This window comes from Xanthocytophaga agilis (genome assembly GCF_030068605.1).
Lineage (GTDB): Bacteria > Bacteroidota > Bacteroidia > Cytophagales > 172606-1 > Xanthocytophaga > Xanthocytophaga agilis.
Genome location: NZ_JASJOU010000003.1, coordinates 296,274 through 313,520, shown reverse-complemented (window position 1 = coordinate 313,520; position 17,247 = coordinate 296,274). Strand labels below are relative to the sequence as shown.

The following is a 17,247-nucleotide window of genomic DNA, read 5'->3' as shown; positions in this document are numbered from 1 at the left end:
AGGTAAGATGAGCTATCTATAGGCCTCTCAGATCTCTATTGTATATTTTTCGACCAACGTCGCCTGACCACCCGCATACAATAATTGTATCTGATCATCCTTTATATCAAGGTTGATATGAATCAGACTGGGAGAAGGTTGTTTCATGTATCGTCCCTGTTCAATCATATATTCTTTTCTGCGCCTGCCTGAGTGATATAGAAATGCTGCAAGTGGACCCGCTGCCATACCTGTAGCTGACTCTTCTTCTATTCCATACAGTGGAGCAAACATTCGTGTAGTCGCATCTATACCTGCTTGTTGACTTTTAGCAAATACATAATATCCAACTAAGTTATATTTTTCAGAAATAGCTGCAATTTTCTCAAAATTGGGTACAATATGTTGCAATACAGAAATCTCAGGCGCTTCCAGTATAAGAAAAGTATTACCTGTATTCACTAACGCAGGTTTCAAAGTATAGTATTGAGATAACCCCAGCGATTGATAAATAATAGGCAGATCATTTGCTTCCGGAAAAGTATAGTGCGGCGCTTTTTGTTCCATATATACAGCATCCTGAAGAAATCGTATTTGACGGATACCATCTATGGTTTCCTTAGTGGCTTGCGTAACCTGTGTGATGGTCCCCCGTTGTTTAAGATAAGCAAAGGTTGCAATTGTGGCATGTCCACAATGGGCTATTTGCCGGGTAGGAGTAAAGAACTCCAGCTTGATATCGGCTATGCTGGATGAACTGACAAATGCAGTCTCAGAAAGTCCTGCTTTGGCAGCAATTTCCTGTTTCTGGCTAATGGAAAGATTATCTGCATCTAATACAATGGCTGCAGGATTTCCACCTTTACCTTGCTGGGTAAACGCATTGACAATATGTACTTCAACTTGCATAAGTATAGTTTTGTAGTGTATAATATACTTGCAAAGTTGGCGAAGGTGAGATATAGAAACGATCACATAGGATAAGTAATTTTGTTACCCTATGTTAATCTTCTGAAGTTGTGAAATTTGTTTTCGCAGGCGACTCAGGCTTTGTGGCGTAATACCCAGATAGGAAGCAATAAGATGATTGGAAACCCGCTGCTCAATCTGCGGATATCGAGCAATAAACTCCTGATAACGCTCCAGTGCAGTATTGCACAATGCAGAGGCTATCCGACGATTGTAGGCGATGATAGAGTTTCTGTATGTAATGTGGTAATATTGATGCAATTGAGGAATTCTTTCAATCAGTTCTTCCAGCTCTTTTCGGGTAATCTGTAATACTTCACTGTCTTCCAGACAATCTATAGTATAGCTGGTAGGCTGCTCGGTATGAAAGCTATATAGATCATTGGCCCACCAGTCTTCGGGACTGAATTTTATAATATGTTCCTGTCCTTTCTCATCTACCAGATACGTTTTGAGTATGCCTTTGATTACAAATGTGTCATATCTTGCAATATCACCTTGTTGAAGAATATATTGATGTTTCCGAAATTTTCTGTAATGGAAGGCAGATCGTATCAGTGCTATTTGCTCTTCATTGAGTTGAATATTTCTTTGGGTAAAGTGTACAATCAGTAAATCCCACATGCCATTTGGTATAAGTCTGGTTCTGGTACAATGGTTTGTTTTCTAAAATAAGAAAAATGGCCATAGAAGGCTATCAGGGCTTTGATACTTTTTTAACAATATCAAAATTCTGATATTTTCTCAGTACTATCAGAACTTTGATAATTTTATAACACTATTAATAAATAGATTATTTCTGGTTTTCTTAAATAGGATTGTACTATAGCGCTTCTTTGCGAAGTTTACGTTTTATATACAAGCGACGTGAGATCCACACTCCAAGAGCCAATATAATCCACAGAGGCCATAATGTAACTATACCAATGATCAGTTGCAGCAGAATACCCCAGCCATTGCCTGCACCCGCAAAGAGTTTACTCCAGAAGCCAATCTCAGGTGCCGCTGCATAAGGTACCTGCTCGTAAATATCCAGATTAATTGTGCTGTAGCCTACTTGATTGGTGAGATACTTAAGCCGGCCTTCCTTGGATTCAATTTCTTCACGTACTGTTTGCAGGGCTTTTTCTAGTTCAAGAATATCTTTCATAGTCTTGGCTTGTTTCAATAACTCCAGATAACGTGTTTCCAGTGCCCGTTTGGTTTTCAGCCGGGTTTGTATATCTATGAACTCTTCTGTTACATCCTGAGCCGTTACATTGTTCTGCTCTACAAAAATGCCCTGCTTAAGTAATTCTTCCAGCAGTCCTTCAAATTTAGCCGCCGGTACCCGGATGACAAATGTAGCAGTATAGGACGCATTGTCTCGTGATTCGTTTGAGGTAGCCAGATAGCCGCCTGCTTTTTGTACTAACTGGCTGACAATTGTTTTGCTCTCTTTTACCTTTTCTACCTGTATACGGACCTGTGCAGTCTTAATAATTTGCTTTTGGATGACAGCTAGCTCTGTATTATCAGATACGACTTCCATCTCCTTGAAGTTAACAGTACTAACATTACCTTCTGGAGGAGCAGGTAACATCATAAGATCCGCAGTCTGTTCTTCAGTTTTTGAAAGCCCACCTTCAAAGTGACTGCCTTCTCCATTACTACACGAAAGAAGGAGAATTGGGAATGCCAAAAATACGTATTTTTTCATAGTGGTAAGTAACTATAGTGAGTAAAGAAAATAGTGCGAAAAAATAATTATCTTTTTTTCTTAAAAAGATGTTTTCCTTTCTCAGATTCCATACACTAACAAATAAAATATTTTCAGTAGTGATAAAACAAAATGTTTTTTATTTCATTTAGGTATTGATATATAGATAGTTATATAAAAATATTATTGAATCAATTTCAATAACTTCTGCTCAGAAATAACAGTAAAGGCGTCAACGTATCGATGACGCCTTTCTCTTTTGGTAAATGTTTTATTAGAAAATTGTTTGGAAAGCTAGTATCCTATAGCTGTATCATCCCCGCGTGGGTCTGCGCCTCCTTCCATTTTGCGTTTTTTTCGTATTAATATCGCATCTACACGACCAATACCATTTACTTCAGTGATTTTATGTCCTTTCGCTTCCAGTACTTTACGGGTCTCTTCACTAAACGCTCCTTTTTCGGCCATGATTGCATCGGGTAACCATTGATGGTGAAAACGTTTCGCACTCACGGATTCCTGCATCCCCATTTTGTGTTCGAGCACATTCATAATATTCTGGAATACAGAGGTGATAATAGTAGACCCTCCTGGTGTACCTACTACCATATATAACTTTCCTTTTTTCTCAATGATGGTAGGTGTCATAGAAGACAGCATCCGTTTGCCCGGTTGCACGGCATTTGCAACACCACCCACTACTCCATATAGGTTAGGTACACCCGGTTTAGCACTGAAGTCATCCATTTCATTATTCAGTAGAAAGCCGGCTTCTTTTACTACTACTTTGGAGCCGAATCCTCCATTAAGTGTAGTAGTAATGGAAACAGCATTGCCCTGAGCATCTACAATGGAAAAATGGGTGGTTTGATCACTTTCATTTCTGGCAAAAATACCTGCTTTTACTTCATTGGAAGGTGTCGCATGGTCCATCTGTATAGTTTGCAATCGTTCCTGGAGATAGTTGGCATTTAACAAATCGGCGACAGGAACTTTGTAAAAGTCCGGATCACCCAAATGTGAGGCTCGATCTGCATACACACGTCGTTCACATTCTGCCATCCAGTGAACTGTATTAGGCTGTTGCCATCCCCATTTACGTAATTTTGCGTTTTCCATCATTTTCAGCAATTGCAGCAGTGCAACTCCGCCACTGGAAGGAGGTGGCATAGAGATAATTTTATATCCTTTGTAATCGCCAATCATGGGGGCTCGCCATACAGCATGATAGTTCCTGAGATCTTCAAGAGAAATAATTCCATTCGTAGTCTGCATTTCCCGTACAATCATATCGGCAGTTTCACCACTATAAAATCCTTCTCTGCCCAAGTCCCGAATACGTTCCAGTGTTAATGCCAGAGCCGCATGAAATAAAGTATCTCCTTTCTGCCAGGGCTTTTCTCTGACCAGATAGGGAGTGTGCGTATTATACTTGATAAAGTTTTCTTTTGCATTATTCAAACTATTGGCTTCCTTTTCGGTAAGAATTACACCATTGCGGGCCAGGTCAACAGAGGGTTGAACGAGGTCTTTCCATGGAAGTGTGCCCAGTTTCTTGTGCGCTTCTGCCATTCCATCTACTGCACCTGGAACACCAGCTGCCAGGTGTCCATTAATGCTTAACCCTTGAATAACGTTGCCTGCTGAATCCTGATACATTTTTTCAAAGGCTGCTGCTGGGGCTTTCTCCCGATAATCCAATGTTCCTGTAGAACCATCCTTGAGACGATAGACCATAAATCCACCTCCACCAATATTACCTGCTACTGGATATACCACTGCCAGGGCAAACTGTACTGCAATAGCTGCATCTACCGCATTACCACCTTTTTTCAGAATTTCTACACCTACTCGTGAGGCTTCCGGATGGGCAGATACTACCATAGCGTGTTTAGCTGTTACTCCTTTGGGATGTTGGGCAAAGAGGGCGCTCTGTTGCAGAATAAGTAAGAGAACAATAAAGTAACCTTTCTTCATAGATTGTTTGGCTTGTTGGGTAGATTTAAATAGAACTACTTTGTATTACTCCGAATGTATAAAAAACACTATAAATAAAAAACTCCCGAATAAGGTATATCCGGGAGTTATAGCTATTTGAAGAAAAGATTCTTTTAGGCAAGAACTTCTTTTTTCCGTTTGATAGCACGTTCTGCTGCATCTACAATGGCTGTAGAAGTAAGACCATATTTTACCATCAGTTCATCTGGTGTTCCACTTTCACCAAATGTATCCTGTACGGCTACCATTTCCAGAGGAGAAGGATAGTTGCTGCTTAATACATGTGCAATTGCATCTCCCAAACCTCCATTCAACTGGTGCTCTTCTGCTGAAACAGCACAACCTGTTTTCTTCACAGATTCCAGAATCGCTTCTTTATCTAGTGGCTTAATCGTATGGATATTGATAATCTCGGCATCAATTCCACGTTCTGCCAGGATATGGCCTGCTTCAATTGCTTTCCATACCATATGACCTGTGGCAAATATACTTACATCTGCACCTTCGTTCAGCATAAGTGCTTTACCAATGATAAATGGCGTATCTTCTGAGATGAATACAGGGACTACTGGACGTCCGAAACGCAGATAAACTGGTCCATGATGTTCAGCAATCGCCATTGTAGCAGCCTTAGTCTGGTTAAAATCGCATGGGTTGATTACGGTCATGCCTGGTAGCATACGCATCATGCCCAGATCTTCCAGAATCTGGTGGGTAGCACCATCTTCACCCAGTGTAAGACCTGCGTGAGATGCACATATTTTTACATTCTTGTCAGAATAGGCAATAGACTGGCGGATCTGGTCATATACACGGCCTGTAGAGAAGTTGGCAAATGTTCCTGTAAAAGGAATTTTACCTCCAATAGTCAACCCTGCAGCTACACCCATCATGTTAGCCTCGGCAATACCTACCTGGAAAAAACGCTCAGGAAACTCTTTAATAAAAGCATCCATCTTTAGTGAGCCAACCAGGTCAGCACACAACGCAACAACATTTGGGTTTTTCCGGCCAGCTTCCAGTAAACCTACACCAAAACCACTGCGGGTATCTTTTTTATCTAGAATAGTGAATTGTTTCATTTTAAGGTCAGGATTTTCTTTTGAAGAAATACGATTTCAAATAAGAGTTGTATGAGATAGCATTATGCATTAAAAATCACCCAGTGTTTCTGGTAATTGTGCCAATGCCTGAGCCAATTGGTCATCATTAGGCGCAACACCATGCCATTTGTGACTTCCCATCATAAAGTCTACACCATAACCCATACCTGTTTTCATCATGATTGCCACAGGAGAACCTTTTCCGGTTAATGTTTTCGCATGCTCATATGTTTTGATCAGTTCTGCCATGTCGTTTCCGTTTTCCAGAATGATTACTTCCCATCCGAATGCACGGTATTTTGCCGGAAGATCTTTCAAATCCATTACTTTTACAGTAGGTCCGTCAATTTGCTGCCCATTCCAGTCAACTGTTGCAATAAGATTGTCAACTTTATGGTGTGCTGCATACATGGCTGCTTCCCAGATCTGACCTTCATCCTGTTCTCCGTCTCCCATCAGCACATATACCAGGTGGTTATCTCCATTTAGCTTTTTTGCCTGAGCAGCTCCTACAGCTACAGACAGGCCCTGACCCAGTGATCCGGATGCCATACGAATGCCTGGTAATCCTTCGTGGGTAGTTGGGTGTCCCTGCAGACGGGAATTGATTTTGCGGTGAGTGCTTAATTCTGCTACTGGGAAATATCCACTGCGAGCCAGTACCGAATACCACACAGCTGAAATATGTCCATTAGATAAGAAACATAAATCTTCTCCAATACCATCCATCTGGAAGTCAGGGTTATGTTTCATAAGGTGGAAATACAGCGCTACAAAATATTCTGTACAACCTAGTGCACCACCTGGGTGACCATTACCCACTCCATGTACCATGCGTACAATATCACGACGTACTTGAGAGCTGATGTCTTTTAATTCTTCTAGGGTTTTGGGTGTTGAGTCTTGAATCACGGATTCCATAAGTAAATCTGCGGATTAGAAAAAGATAAATAATTAAACTTGATTTTCAAAAGCTAAGGTATTCAGAAGCTTAGTCTGTTGATGATCTGTTACTTCAATATCTGAGCCGAGTGGTTCTTAGTATCTACTTTTTCAATGATATCACTAATAATTCCTTTTTCATCAATTAAAAAGGTAGTACGCATTGTTCCCATATATTTGCGACCATACATGCTCTTTTCTTTCCATACATCATATTGCTCAACTACCTGTTTGTCAGTGTCGGCTACCAATGGAAATTTGAGCTCATATTTGGTGATAAATTTTTTATGTGATTTTTCGTTGTCTACACTTACTCCAATTACCTGATAACCTGCTGCTTCCAGTGCAGATAGATTTTCATTCAGATTACAAGCCTGAGCTGTACAGCCTGAAGTATCGTCTTTGGGGTAAAAGTACAGGACTACCTTCTTGCCCCGATAATCAGAAAGCTTGAAAGGATTGCCATTCTGGTCTTTGCTCACGAAGTCAGGAGCTTCGTCTCCAATGTTCAGTTTCATGAAAGATTGAATTGTAAGAGGTAAAAGAACAGACCTTGTCAGGCATCAAATACCTTACAAGGTCTGGACACTGTGGCAAAGTTTGTGTAAATCTGTCACAATTACAATTCTTATGGAATTTTCATTTCCAATTTTATTGTATTTTGTACATTATCCTCTACTTCAAGTATAAAATCGCCCTGTAATATAGGCATATCCTGAGGTCTGTCAGACCATAAAAGGCCTGTTTTGTAGTCGTATTGCATCAGCAACCAGCGTCCATTGATGTAGGCTCTGTAGTTGCCTATACCTGAAAGGTTATCAGATACTTTGCATACAATTTGTTCTCTGTTTTTTATAATGCATTTGGCAACAGGAGCAATTGTATCTGCCAGTATTGTAAATGTTCCCAGATCTTTGGTGCGGAAGCTAAGGCTATTGTCAATCCATATACCTCCCTGGTAGCTGGGAGTTCTGCCACGTAAGAGATACACAGATGTCTTTGTCTTTTGGGTTACAGGCACATTTGCTTTCAAACGAACGTCAATATAATCACGCAGAGGCACAACCATACGACCTATCTGGTAAATGTTGCCTTGTTGGCGAGTTTCCAGGTATAATGTATCAAACAGGGAACTCTCATTAAAGAGAATGCTTATTGAATCACCTTCATACAAATGGTTCACATTGGAAGGAACCAGTGATTTGAAATAGAAAGGTTCGGTGTGATTGCCAATTTGTACTGAGTCTGGTAGTGCTTTGCGTACATCCCACAGATAAACTACTTCACCTTTCTTTATATAGGCAGAAGGAACCTGTACACTATCTTTGCCTGTATAGAATGTTGCTTTCTGTGCTCCTGCTAATGGGTTGTTTACCCACAGACAAAGCGTGTTCTCAAATAATTGTTGTTGAACCTGAGCCACATTGGTTGCAGATTTGAATGCAGGTATGGAAGGATTATAAGGATTTCCCTGTATGGTGAAATTCAGACGAGTTACATTCTGATAAGCATCCCATACACTAACTTTAACCAGATGTGGTTGGGTATCCATAATATGGATACGGCCTTTGTTTTCATCTGTTTTATACGTTGTCAGTGCATTTCCATCTGTGAGATAACAACGTTGATATCTTTCTCCTGAAAGACGGTATTTTTCGTAAGCAATATGGGTATTAATATATTGTGTCTGATCAAAAGAGAAAGACTCCAGATGGTGTGAGAAAATCACTTGATTATCCAGTTGTACTTCAATACAACTTATGCCATTTCGATTGGATGTACCATCTGACAGATCGTTGGCTAACAACTCCAGACCGAGATCTCCAAAACCATAAACAGGTTTATGAATGATATAATTGCCATTGGGTTGACGTTGTGGTATATATTCCAGACGACCATATTCTCCATCTACTCTGCCTTGTATAGAAAGTGTGCGTAGGGCTAAACGGGATATAATAGGCGAAATATTATCTTTAATTTCAGAAAAACCAAAGTTTAACGGGTTCAGCACATTATCTTTTGCATCCCGGATTTCGAAATGAAGGTGAGGGCCCCCTGAACCACCTGTATTGCCGGAAAGGGCAACTACTTCTCCTCTTTTTACCCGAATCTGAGTACTATCAAGCAATAGGTCAATCTCAAAGCTCTGCTGATCATACTGGTGTGTTTTCAGGTATTGACCAATTATCGCGTTGTATTGTTTGAGGTGACCATATACAGTAACATATCCATTGGGATGAGTGATATATAAACCATTGCCATATCCCTTGCGTGTAACCTTAATGCGGGAAATATATCCGTCTGCTGCTGCATATACAGGAAGCCCTTCTTTACCATCCGTTTTGATATCCAATCCAGCATGAAAATGATCAGGTCTAAGTTCTCCCATATTTCCTGCCAGCAGATTTTTCTGACCAGGCTTTATAGGAAACATAAAATACCCTTTAGGGTAAGATGTCTGTGCCTGCGTAGGGGATAATACTGTCAGACATAAAATGCCTGAAAAGAGATATGAGAGGGGAGTGTAAAGCGTTTTTTTTACAAAAATCCTGTTTTTTAACGTATTCAAAAATGTCAGCATACAGTGGTATGGTTTGAATGAATCAGACTGATTCAGCATGGAAACATATTTACCAATTGATCATTGTTGTAGTTTTAGATTTTGGTGTTGTAGCGTTTGTACTATTGAATGAGTAGTGATGGTAGACTCATTTTACTTCAAATTCAAGCATTTTTTCTCCTTCTATAAAAGCGGTTAGTTTATCTCCGATTTTTACAGGGCCTACGCCTTTGGGAGTTCCTGTAAAGATGATATCTCCTTTCTTTAAGGTAAAGAATTTTGAAACATAGGAGATAATATAATCAAAATTGAATAATGTCAGACCTGTATTCCCTTGCTGACGGGTTTCTCCGTTGATCTGAAGGCTAAAATTTATGTCCCGGATATTAGCAAAGTTTGTTTTGGGTACAAATTCTGAAACAGGAGCTGAACCGTTAAATGCTTTGGCTATTTCCCAGGGTAATCCTTTCTCCTTGCATTTTTGTTGTATATCTCGGGCTGTAAAGTCTATTCCTACACCAATCTCGTCATAATATTTGTGCGCAAATTTTTCCTCAATATATTTGCCCTCTTTACTGATCTTTACTAAAATTTCTACTTCATGATGTACATCTTGTGAAAAATCAGGGTAGTAAAAAGGGGCATTATCTTTGAGTAAGGCTGTATCAGGTTTTAAAAAAACTACAGGTTCAGAAGGTTTTTCGTTTTTTAGTTCTTCGATATGTTCAACATAATTTCGGCCGATAGCAATGATTTTCATGAATCTGATTGTATAAAGTAGGAAGTGGAATTAGGAACAGATAACAGAATATAACGAATAAACAGAAACTTTAAATTTCTTTATGCAATGCAATAACAATAAGTATAAGCAGTGTAAAGAGAAGAGTAGTTAAATCTAAAAACTGTTTAATTGACAAAAATATAAATTTCAGGCAAACTTTTTGCTTCAATTTTAACGTAAAACTTTCATTAGTTTACACATAACAATAGAACACATGAGAAAACTGTCAAAATTTTTACTAAGCCTTGCAATCGTCGGAGGTATTATAAGTTGTCAGAAGGTACCTATAACTGGACGAAGCCAGTTAAACTTTATACCTGATTCTGAGATGAATGCAATGGCTCTGCAAGCCTATACACAATTTTTAACAGAGAATAAGCCTGTAAGTAACAGTCAGGCTGATATGGTGAAGAGGGTAGGGGCAAGGGTGCAAGCTGCACTGGAGAAGCTTTTGAAAGAAAGAAATCAATCAAATGCTATCTCTGGTTTTAAATGGGAATACAATCTGGTTGATAGCAAAGAACTGAATGCTTGGTGTATGCCAGGTGGTAAAGTGGTGGTTTATACCGGATTATTGCCTGTAACGCAGAATGAAGCAGGTCTGGCGGTGGTAATGGGTCACGAAATTGCTCATGCTGTGGCTCGCCATGGAAGTGAAAGGTCCAGTCAGCAGATGGTAACTAATGGATTATTACAGGCTGGAGGGGTTGTAGTAGGCCAAAATCCTACACTGGTAAATCAGATCGTTTTGCAGGCAGCTGGAGCTGGAACACAGCTTGGGTTGCTTTCACACTCCCGTAGTCAGGAGTCAGAAGCAGATGAAATCGGGTTATATGTAGCAGCACTGGCTGGATATGATCCTCAGGAGTCTGTTAAATTATGGCAGCGTATGGCAGAAGCCAGCAAGGGATCTCAAAAACCACCAGAATTTCTTTCCACACACCCTTCAGATGCAACACGTATCAGTCGTTTGCAGAAGCTGATGCCCAAGGCGTTACAATACTATAACCAAAGTAAAAAATAACATAGTACCTGATTAGAGAAAAGCCCCAGTTACAAAATTGTATGGGGCTTTTTTCTTTTAAGGCTATCAAAAGTTACTGAAAGAAATCTGATCTGTATAACGATAGTAAGCGACTTACTTAATTGTTGGCTAGCCCATTCCGGTCTGTGAAACGGACTCCTGTTGCTTCTACTTTAGGAAATGTGGCAGGTTTGCGACCAGCTCCGATTGGTTGACGATAGAATTTAACCTTAACCAATGCCTCACAACCATCCTTGCGAGCCTGACGTCTGACTCGTGCAAGTACTTTCTTGAATGAGGTAACATTACTACCTACTGCTTCATAGTGTGCCACTTCTTCATAATTACGTAACTCTGGCTCTGCTGTATAAACAGGAATGATGCCTTCGGTTCGTTTGGCTGCTGCCTCTGCTTCATAATTTTTATGCATTACCACACAACTACAACACATTCCAATGCACACAGCCAATAATAGATTTTGTAGAAATTTCATGAATAAGCTAGTTGAATTTTTGTAATACAAAGAAATTCAAGCTATTGCTCATTGCATAACAGCTAATAGTGCATTCAATACAGATGTAATTAAATAGAGAAATTTCGTAGGTGGATAGATGTATCAATTCCTGAATTAAGACGAGAATTATTTTGCAGATGGATAAAGCCCAGATCTCACAAAGGATACATACCACACTTGCAAAATATTAGGAAATAGATGTGATATAATAATAAGATGTTGATATATAGAATGTTATACAAGGCGTTTACAAGATTAATGACATTTCTAAACACTTTCGTCCGTAGACAAATGGTCTAAGAATCTTTTGTGTAAATACCTGAGAATCTTCTACATTTTATTTGATTTTATAGCAAAGAAAATATTTTTTGTCTGTCAGGTTCTTGTCTGTTATCTAGTGAATACCTGTCTGATGTGAATCAAAACGTTTCTTCATACTTTAAATAACCAAATAGTGGTGATAGGAGTGAAAACTTTAAGTTTATTGAGCTAAGTCTTTTACCTGTCTGAATGATTAATAAAAAAATCTACTTTTTAGCTAAAAATATTACTTGATATGTCTTTCTACAGGTCGATAAAACAGGTGATCAAATTGTAGTTTATCGTATATAGGAGATGGCTTTATGGGTAATGCTGGAACATCATAAGCTATGATGCTGAAATGCAGCAATTAATTAATCCTTACAATCAATTGTTGATTAGTATAAGAACAGAAAAGGCTGTCCTAAATAGACAGCCTTTTCTGTTAAATTGATTTTTTAGAATTTATCCCAGAAAATCCGGGTAGTTACTTCATCACCGCCAATTGCTTGAGCAGCTTCTGAGTAATTGGCTCTGTTTAGGTTACGCTCCTGATCAGAATAGGTAAAACGCAATGGAAAATCGCCTTGTGGCTCTTCTACTTCATTAAAAGTAGGTGCATCCAATCTTCTATATTCTGTCCAGCCTTCAATACCTCGATTGTATAACGCCAACCATTTTTGAGTACCAATTTTTTGTTTGTAGTCTCCTGATGCAGTGGCATAATTTACCTGTGGTTTTGCCAGATAGGCTGTTGCTTGTTCTGAAGTACCCCCCCAATAAGTAATAGATGCTGTCACTGCCTTATTGTAATGTTCTGCAGCTGTACCTCCCACAGTATATCCTCTTTCTACAGCTTCAGCCAGATAGAATTCAACTTCTGAATAATCCAGCAGAACGCCTGGAAATGTCTGGCTGGTTAATTTATCACTTGGTAGTGAAAATCCTGAAGTGCTGTTCACATTGCCATAAGTACCAGCAAGAAATTGTCCGGTTTCTGTTTCCGGATTAAAGTAGGAAGGCAAACGAGGATCAGCCAGAGGCTTCATAATATTCAGAATCGTATTCGAAGCAACATAATCTGTTCGGCCACTTTGAATCAATTGCACCCATACCGGATTGGTATTAGGTGGTGATTGCAGATAGTTTAAAAGCGCATTATCATCATTCGATGTAAAGACATTGGGTGCTGCCGATTCAACAGCTGTTTTTACTGTAGATGAGAAGGACTCTACATCAGCTACTGTCATGGCTAGTCTTAGTTTTAATGAATTGCCAAACTTAATCCATTTCGATACATTTCCTCCATATATTAAATCGGCAGACCCGAAGCTCTCGCTATCGGTATCCAGAGAAGTTAACGCTTCATCCAAACGGGTAAGCAGATCTGCATAAATAGTTGCTGCGTCGTCATATTTAGGTGTAATTTCTCTATAGTCCAATGCCTGTGAATAAGGAATGTTACCATAAATATTTACCAATACAGACCATGAATAAACTGTCAATATTTCATTAACTGCCAGTTGATTGATTTTCTGCTGAGGGTCCAGAAATGTAGTATCTGCTTTAATTAAACTATCTGCCTCACTAAAGTTCCTGAGTACATCTGTATACATTGCATTCCAGAAGTTACGTGGTATGTTACGTGTATCAATATTGTACTGAGATTCGTCTGCATACGTCGTTTGGGCCCAATACTGAGCCATCAAACGAAATACATTTGTATTAACCTCTGGTGTGTTTACATTATCGACAAGATTTCGTTCTGCATTGGAGAATAACGTTGCTGCCGGAACTTCCGGTGCATTTTTAGGATCATCATTGATGGTGTCAAAATCCTTTGTACAAGCGGTGAAAGCAAGTATCGCTATATATATTGCTATAATCTTTTTCATATTTTCGGTATTTTTTAGAATCTCAGTTTAACATTAAAGCCAAAGTTTCTCACATTGGGATAGGCACCTGTCTGATAGCCCTGGATATTTCCTGCACTTACCTGATCTTCAGGATCTGCATATGGCAGGTTTTTGTGAATAATCCATAGGTTACGTCCAATGAATGACAGATCAATACCTTTAACTGGTCCTAACTTAGAGATGATTGCCTGAGGGAAGGAGTACGAAACACTAACCTCACGCAATTTTATATAACTACCATCATAGATAAATGCTGCTGCTGGATTTCGACGATAGCCATATACACCATAATTGGTATTACTTACCCGAATGTCGTTGCGAGTACCATCTTCTTTTACTCCTCCCAGAATAATGCCACCTGTATCTTCACCCTGAGTCACTGGATTACGGGAAGGATTACCTTTGTCATTCAAGCCTACTGTCTCAGGATACAGACCTGTTGCCAGACCATAATACATATCCAGTGAAAATACATCACCTCCTTTTTTAACATCAACCAGGAAGCCCAGAGATAGATTTTTGTAACGGAATGTATTACTAATACCTCCAATCCAATCCGGGTTCACATTTCCAATAATAGTATCTGTAGTTTGTAGGTAATACCCATTACTACCTACTATCTTCTGACCGTTCATATATTTGAAACCTGATCCTGTAATTGTACCATAAGGTTGGCCGATACGGGCATTAATACCAACTCCTCCCTGTAATGAACCAATCAGCAAGTTCTCTGCATCCTCAAACAGGCGAAGTACTTTATTACGGTTTCTGGTGAAGTTAACGTTAATAGTCCAGGAAAAATCTTTGGTCTGTACAGGTTTACCAAACACACTTAATTCGATACCTTGGTTCTGTACATTTCCAGCGTTGACAAATTTGCGATCATATCCGGTTGTTCTGGATACATCTACTGCAATAATCTGATCGACACTGTTTTGTTTGTAATATGTGAAATCAAATCCTACACGATCTGCCAGGAATGACATTTCTACTCCAGCTTCAAAGCTTCGGGTACGTTCAGGCTTCAGGTTCGCATTGTTTTTATTGATATATACAGAGTACAATGGAACTTCTCCAAAAGACGTAACCTTTGAATAATAATCAGTAGTTTTGCTGGTCGGAGCAAGGTTTCCCACCTCTGCGTAGTTAACACGCAATTTGCCACCTGTCAGGAAAGTCAGTTCTTTTAATAATTCAGAAAAAACAAAGCTGGTAGATACCGATGGGTAATAATAGGTATCATTGTTTCGAGGAAGCGATGTTGCTCTGTCACGTCTGCCTGCAAGATCTAAAAATAGTAAGTTTTTATAACCTAGAGTTACATTGGCATAAAACCCATTCACTTGTAGATCGGAGAACGATTCAATAGGAAGGAATGGCTGGTTTACTGAATTAGAGATTGCATACAAACGCGGAATAACAAGGCCACCATTTGTTGAATTGAATACAGACTCCATTGTAGTACGACGTACATTGCTCCCAAGTACAGCTTTCAGGTTAAAGTCTTCCGAAAGATTTTTATTAATTGTAGCCATCAAATCATAATTGTATTCTTTATAGCTACGGGTAAATCTACTATACCCTGATGGCTGCCCTTCGATGGTCAATGCAGAGATAGATGTACTTGGATCATAGAGGGAAGAAGGTACACTACCTACTGCAATGCGCTCTTCCTGTGTTTCATTATATGTATCCAGCGATACTCTTCCCATTAAACTTAACCAGCTGTTAACTTTGTAATCCAGACGTCCGTACCCGAAATAGCGTAAACGTTCATCTGTTTCATAGTTTTCGTTTCGGACCCAGTAAGGATTATCCCAGTAGATAGGTACTGTACCGGATAGTGGGTTACTGAGATTCCATGATTGATTCTCTCTGGATCTCTCATAGGCAGCTTTCTGCTCTTTGATATCCACATTAGTTTGCCACCATTGACGGAAATTTGTCATAATGTTTTTGGAATCATACCCTGTTCCATAACGACCCTTACCCTGAACATCAGAAAAGTTTACAGCAGCTGTAGCTGTGAACTTAGGGCTGATGTTGTAGGATGCACTGAAATTGACAAAGTCTTTGAGAATACGGCTATTAGGTAGAATACCTTTTTCGTCGTTTCGTGTATAACCTAACTTATAAAAGCCTTTGTCCCCTCCACCATCAAGCATGATATTATGATTGTTTGAAACTGGATTCTGGAAAAATGTTGTAGGATCATTTTTGGCTCCTACCCAGGGAGTGGCTTTACCATAATTAGGCGAATCCCGGTAGAATGCATCCCATTGATATACATTTAGTGTAGGATCAAAAGCTGCTCCATAAGAAGCGTCTTCAGAAGTAGGTACAATATAGTCTATTACTCCATCTCCGTTCAGATCTGATTCGTTGAAGAACCGAGGGTCATTGTCAGGATCAGGACCATAATATTTACCATATCCCCCCCCATATTGCTTCTGATATTTAGGTAAAGTAGACTTATCAACCACACCAAAGTTGATTCCCGAGTTTACAGTTAGACCCAAGCCTTTTCTGCTTCCTTTCTTAGTTGTGATAAGTACTACACCATTCGAGGCTCTTGAGCCATATAATGCTGTAGCTGCTGCACCTTTTAATACGGTTAAACTTTCTATATCATCCGAGTTGATATCTGCTGCTGCGTTACCATAATCATATCCACCCCGTGCTGTTCTTTGATCTGCTGAGTTGGTATTGGAATTATCAATCGGAACCCCATCAATGACAAACAAAGCCTGGTTGTTATACCCCAGAGATTTTGTACCTCTGATAACAACATTGGTTGAACCACCTAATGTATTAGGACGTGTAATCTGCACCCCTGATACTTTTCCGGATAGAGAATTAACAAAGTTTGCATCCCGTGTGCGGTTGATTGCATCACCATCTACTTTTTGTGCAGCATAGGAAAGTTCATTTTTTGTTCTCTCAATTCCCTGAGCTGTAACAATTACTTCATTAAGCTGTTTAGTATCACCTTGTAAGCTGATGTTGATAACGCTTTCTGCACCTATAGGTCTTTCTATCGTTGCATAGCCAATAAAAGAAACAACAATGGTTTGATTCCCTGAAGGGATCGATAGTGTATAGGCACCATTCACGTCTGTTACAGTACCACGTGTAGTACCTTTTACAGTGATGTTGACACCTGGAATAGCCGAGCCATCCTTCTCATCGGTTATCTTTCCTGTAATGGTTCGGTCTTGTGCAACAAGCGTCCCGACCGACATCAGGAGTAATGCACAAAGGAATAAAAGTTTCTTCATAATAATTAGGGTTTAAAAGTTTGTTATGTAATAAAATGGAGAAAAAGTATAGACAAAAATATTGGAAGAATTTGACTTTAGGAAATAAATTTATGTAAATTGAGCTTTATATGTGTTACTGTTGAATATATGTATTGTTTTTTCTCTATTTGCCGATAAATATTTTGTATAATAAAAAAGGCTC

At 39.3% G+C, this 17,247-nt stretch carries 13 protein-coding genes; 1 reads left to right on the top strand and 12 read right to left on the bottom strand.

All coding sequences use genetic code 11. The features are described 5' to 3' along the window. Nucleotides 1–27 precede the first annotated feature (27 nt). From QNI22_RS11690 to QNI22_RS11650, 9 genes are all read right to left on the bottom strand, one after another. Nucleotides 28–888 carry a PhzF family phenazine biosynthesis protein gene (locus QNI22_RS11690; RefSeq protein WP_314510815.1) on the bottom strand — a complete coding sequence of 287 codons (861 nt, stop codon included), beginning with the start codon at nt 886–888 and terminating at the stop codon, nt 28–30. An 84-nt stretch (nt 889–972) separates the two neighbouring features. After that, a complete protein-coding gene (locus QNI22_RS11685; RefSeq protein WP_314510814.1) occupies nt 973–1,572 on the bottom strand; it encodes a Crp/Fnr family transcriptional regulator in 600 nt (199 codons plus the stop codon). A gap of 199 nt (nt 1,573–1,771) precedes the next feature. Further along, entirely contained in the window at nt 1,772–2,647 is an 876-nt protein-coding gene (locus QNI22_RS11680; RefSeq protein WP_314510813.1) for a DUF4349 domain-containing protein, read from the bottom strand. Between the two features lie 294 nt (nt 2,648–2,941). Further along, nucleotides 2,942–4,624, bottom strand: coding sequence for a gamma-glutamyltransferase (gene ggt / locus QNI22_RS11675; RefSeq protein WP_419836226.1), 1,683 nt, complete (start codon nt 4,622–4,624; stop codon nt 2,942–2,944). Nucleotides 4,625–4,758: 134 nt separating this feature from the next. Further along, nucleotides 4,759–5,727, bottom strand: coding sequence for a transketolase family protein (locus QNI22_RS11670; RefSeq protein WP_313996388.1), 969 nt, complete (start codon nt 5,725–5,727; stop codon nt 4,759–4,761). Between the two features lie 69 nt (nt 5,728–5,796). After that, on the bottom strand, nt 5,797–6,669 hold the full coding sequence (locus QNI22_RS11665) for a transketolase (RefSeq protein ID WP_314510812.1): 873 nt from the start codon (nt 6,667–6,669) through the stop codon (nt 5,797–5,799). Between the two features lie 89 nt (nt 6,670–6,758). Next, a complete protein-coding gene (bcp, locus tag QNI22_RS11660) occupies nt 6,759–7,208 on the bottom strand; it encodes a thioredoxin-dependent thiol peroxidase (protein WP_314510811.1) in 450 nt (149 codons plus the stop codon). Nucleotides 7,209–7,318: 110 nt separating this feature from the next. Next, nucleotides 7,319–9,271, bottom strand: a complete 1,953-nt coding sequence (locus tag QNI22_RS11655; protein WP_314510810.1) for a M23 family metallopeptidase — start codon at nt 9,269–9,271, stop codon at nt 7,319–7,321. A gap of 127 nt (nt 9,272–9,398) precedes the next feature. Continuing rightward, nucleotides 9,399–10,010, bottom strand: a complete 612-nt coding sequence (locus tag QNI22_RS11650; protein ID WP_313996379.1) for a fumarylacetoacetate hydrolase family protein — start codon at nt 10,008–10,010, stop codon at nt 9,399–9,401. A 235-nt stretch (nt 10,011–10,245) separates the two neighbouring features. Between QNI22_RS11650 and QNI22_RS11645 the strand changes: the two genes are divergently transcribed. Beyond that, complete coding sequence (locus QNI22_RS11645) at nt 10,246–11,055, top strand: M48 family metallopeptidase (RefSeq protein ID WP_314510809.1); 810 nt, start codon at nt 10,246–10,248, stop codon at nt 11,053–11,055. Between the two features lie 118 nt (nt 11,056–11,173). On the opposite strand, the gene QNI22_RS11640 is transcribed toward QNI22_RS11645, so the two are convergent. The 3 genes from QNI22_RS11640 to QNI22_RS11630 form a co-directional block, all read right to left on the bottom strand. Then, a complete protein-coding gene (locus QNI22_RS11640; RefSeq protein WP_314510808.1) occupies nt 11,174–11,548 on the bottom strand; it encodes a hypothetical protein in 375 nt (124 codons plus the stop codon). 779 nt (nt 11,549–12,327) lie between these two features. Beyond that, nucleotides 12,328–13,764 carry a SusD/RagB family nutrient-binding outer membrane lipoprotein gene (locus QNI22_RS11635; RefSeq protein ID WP_314510807.1) on the bottom strand — a complete coding sequence of 479 codons (1,437 nt, stop codon included), beginning with the start codon at nt 13,762–13,764 and terminating at the stop codon, nt 12,328–12,330. Nucleotides 13,765–13,778: 14 nt separating this feature from the next. Then, complete coding sequence (locus tag QNI22_RS11630) at nt 13,779–17,063, bottom strand: SusC/RagA family TonB-linked outer membrane protein (protein WP_314510806.1); 3,285 nt, start codon at nt 17,061–17,063, stop codon at nt 13,779–13,781. Between the last annotated feature and the right edge of the window lie 184 nt (nt 17,064–17,247).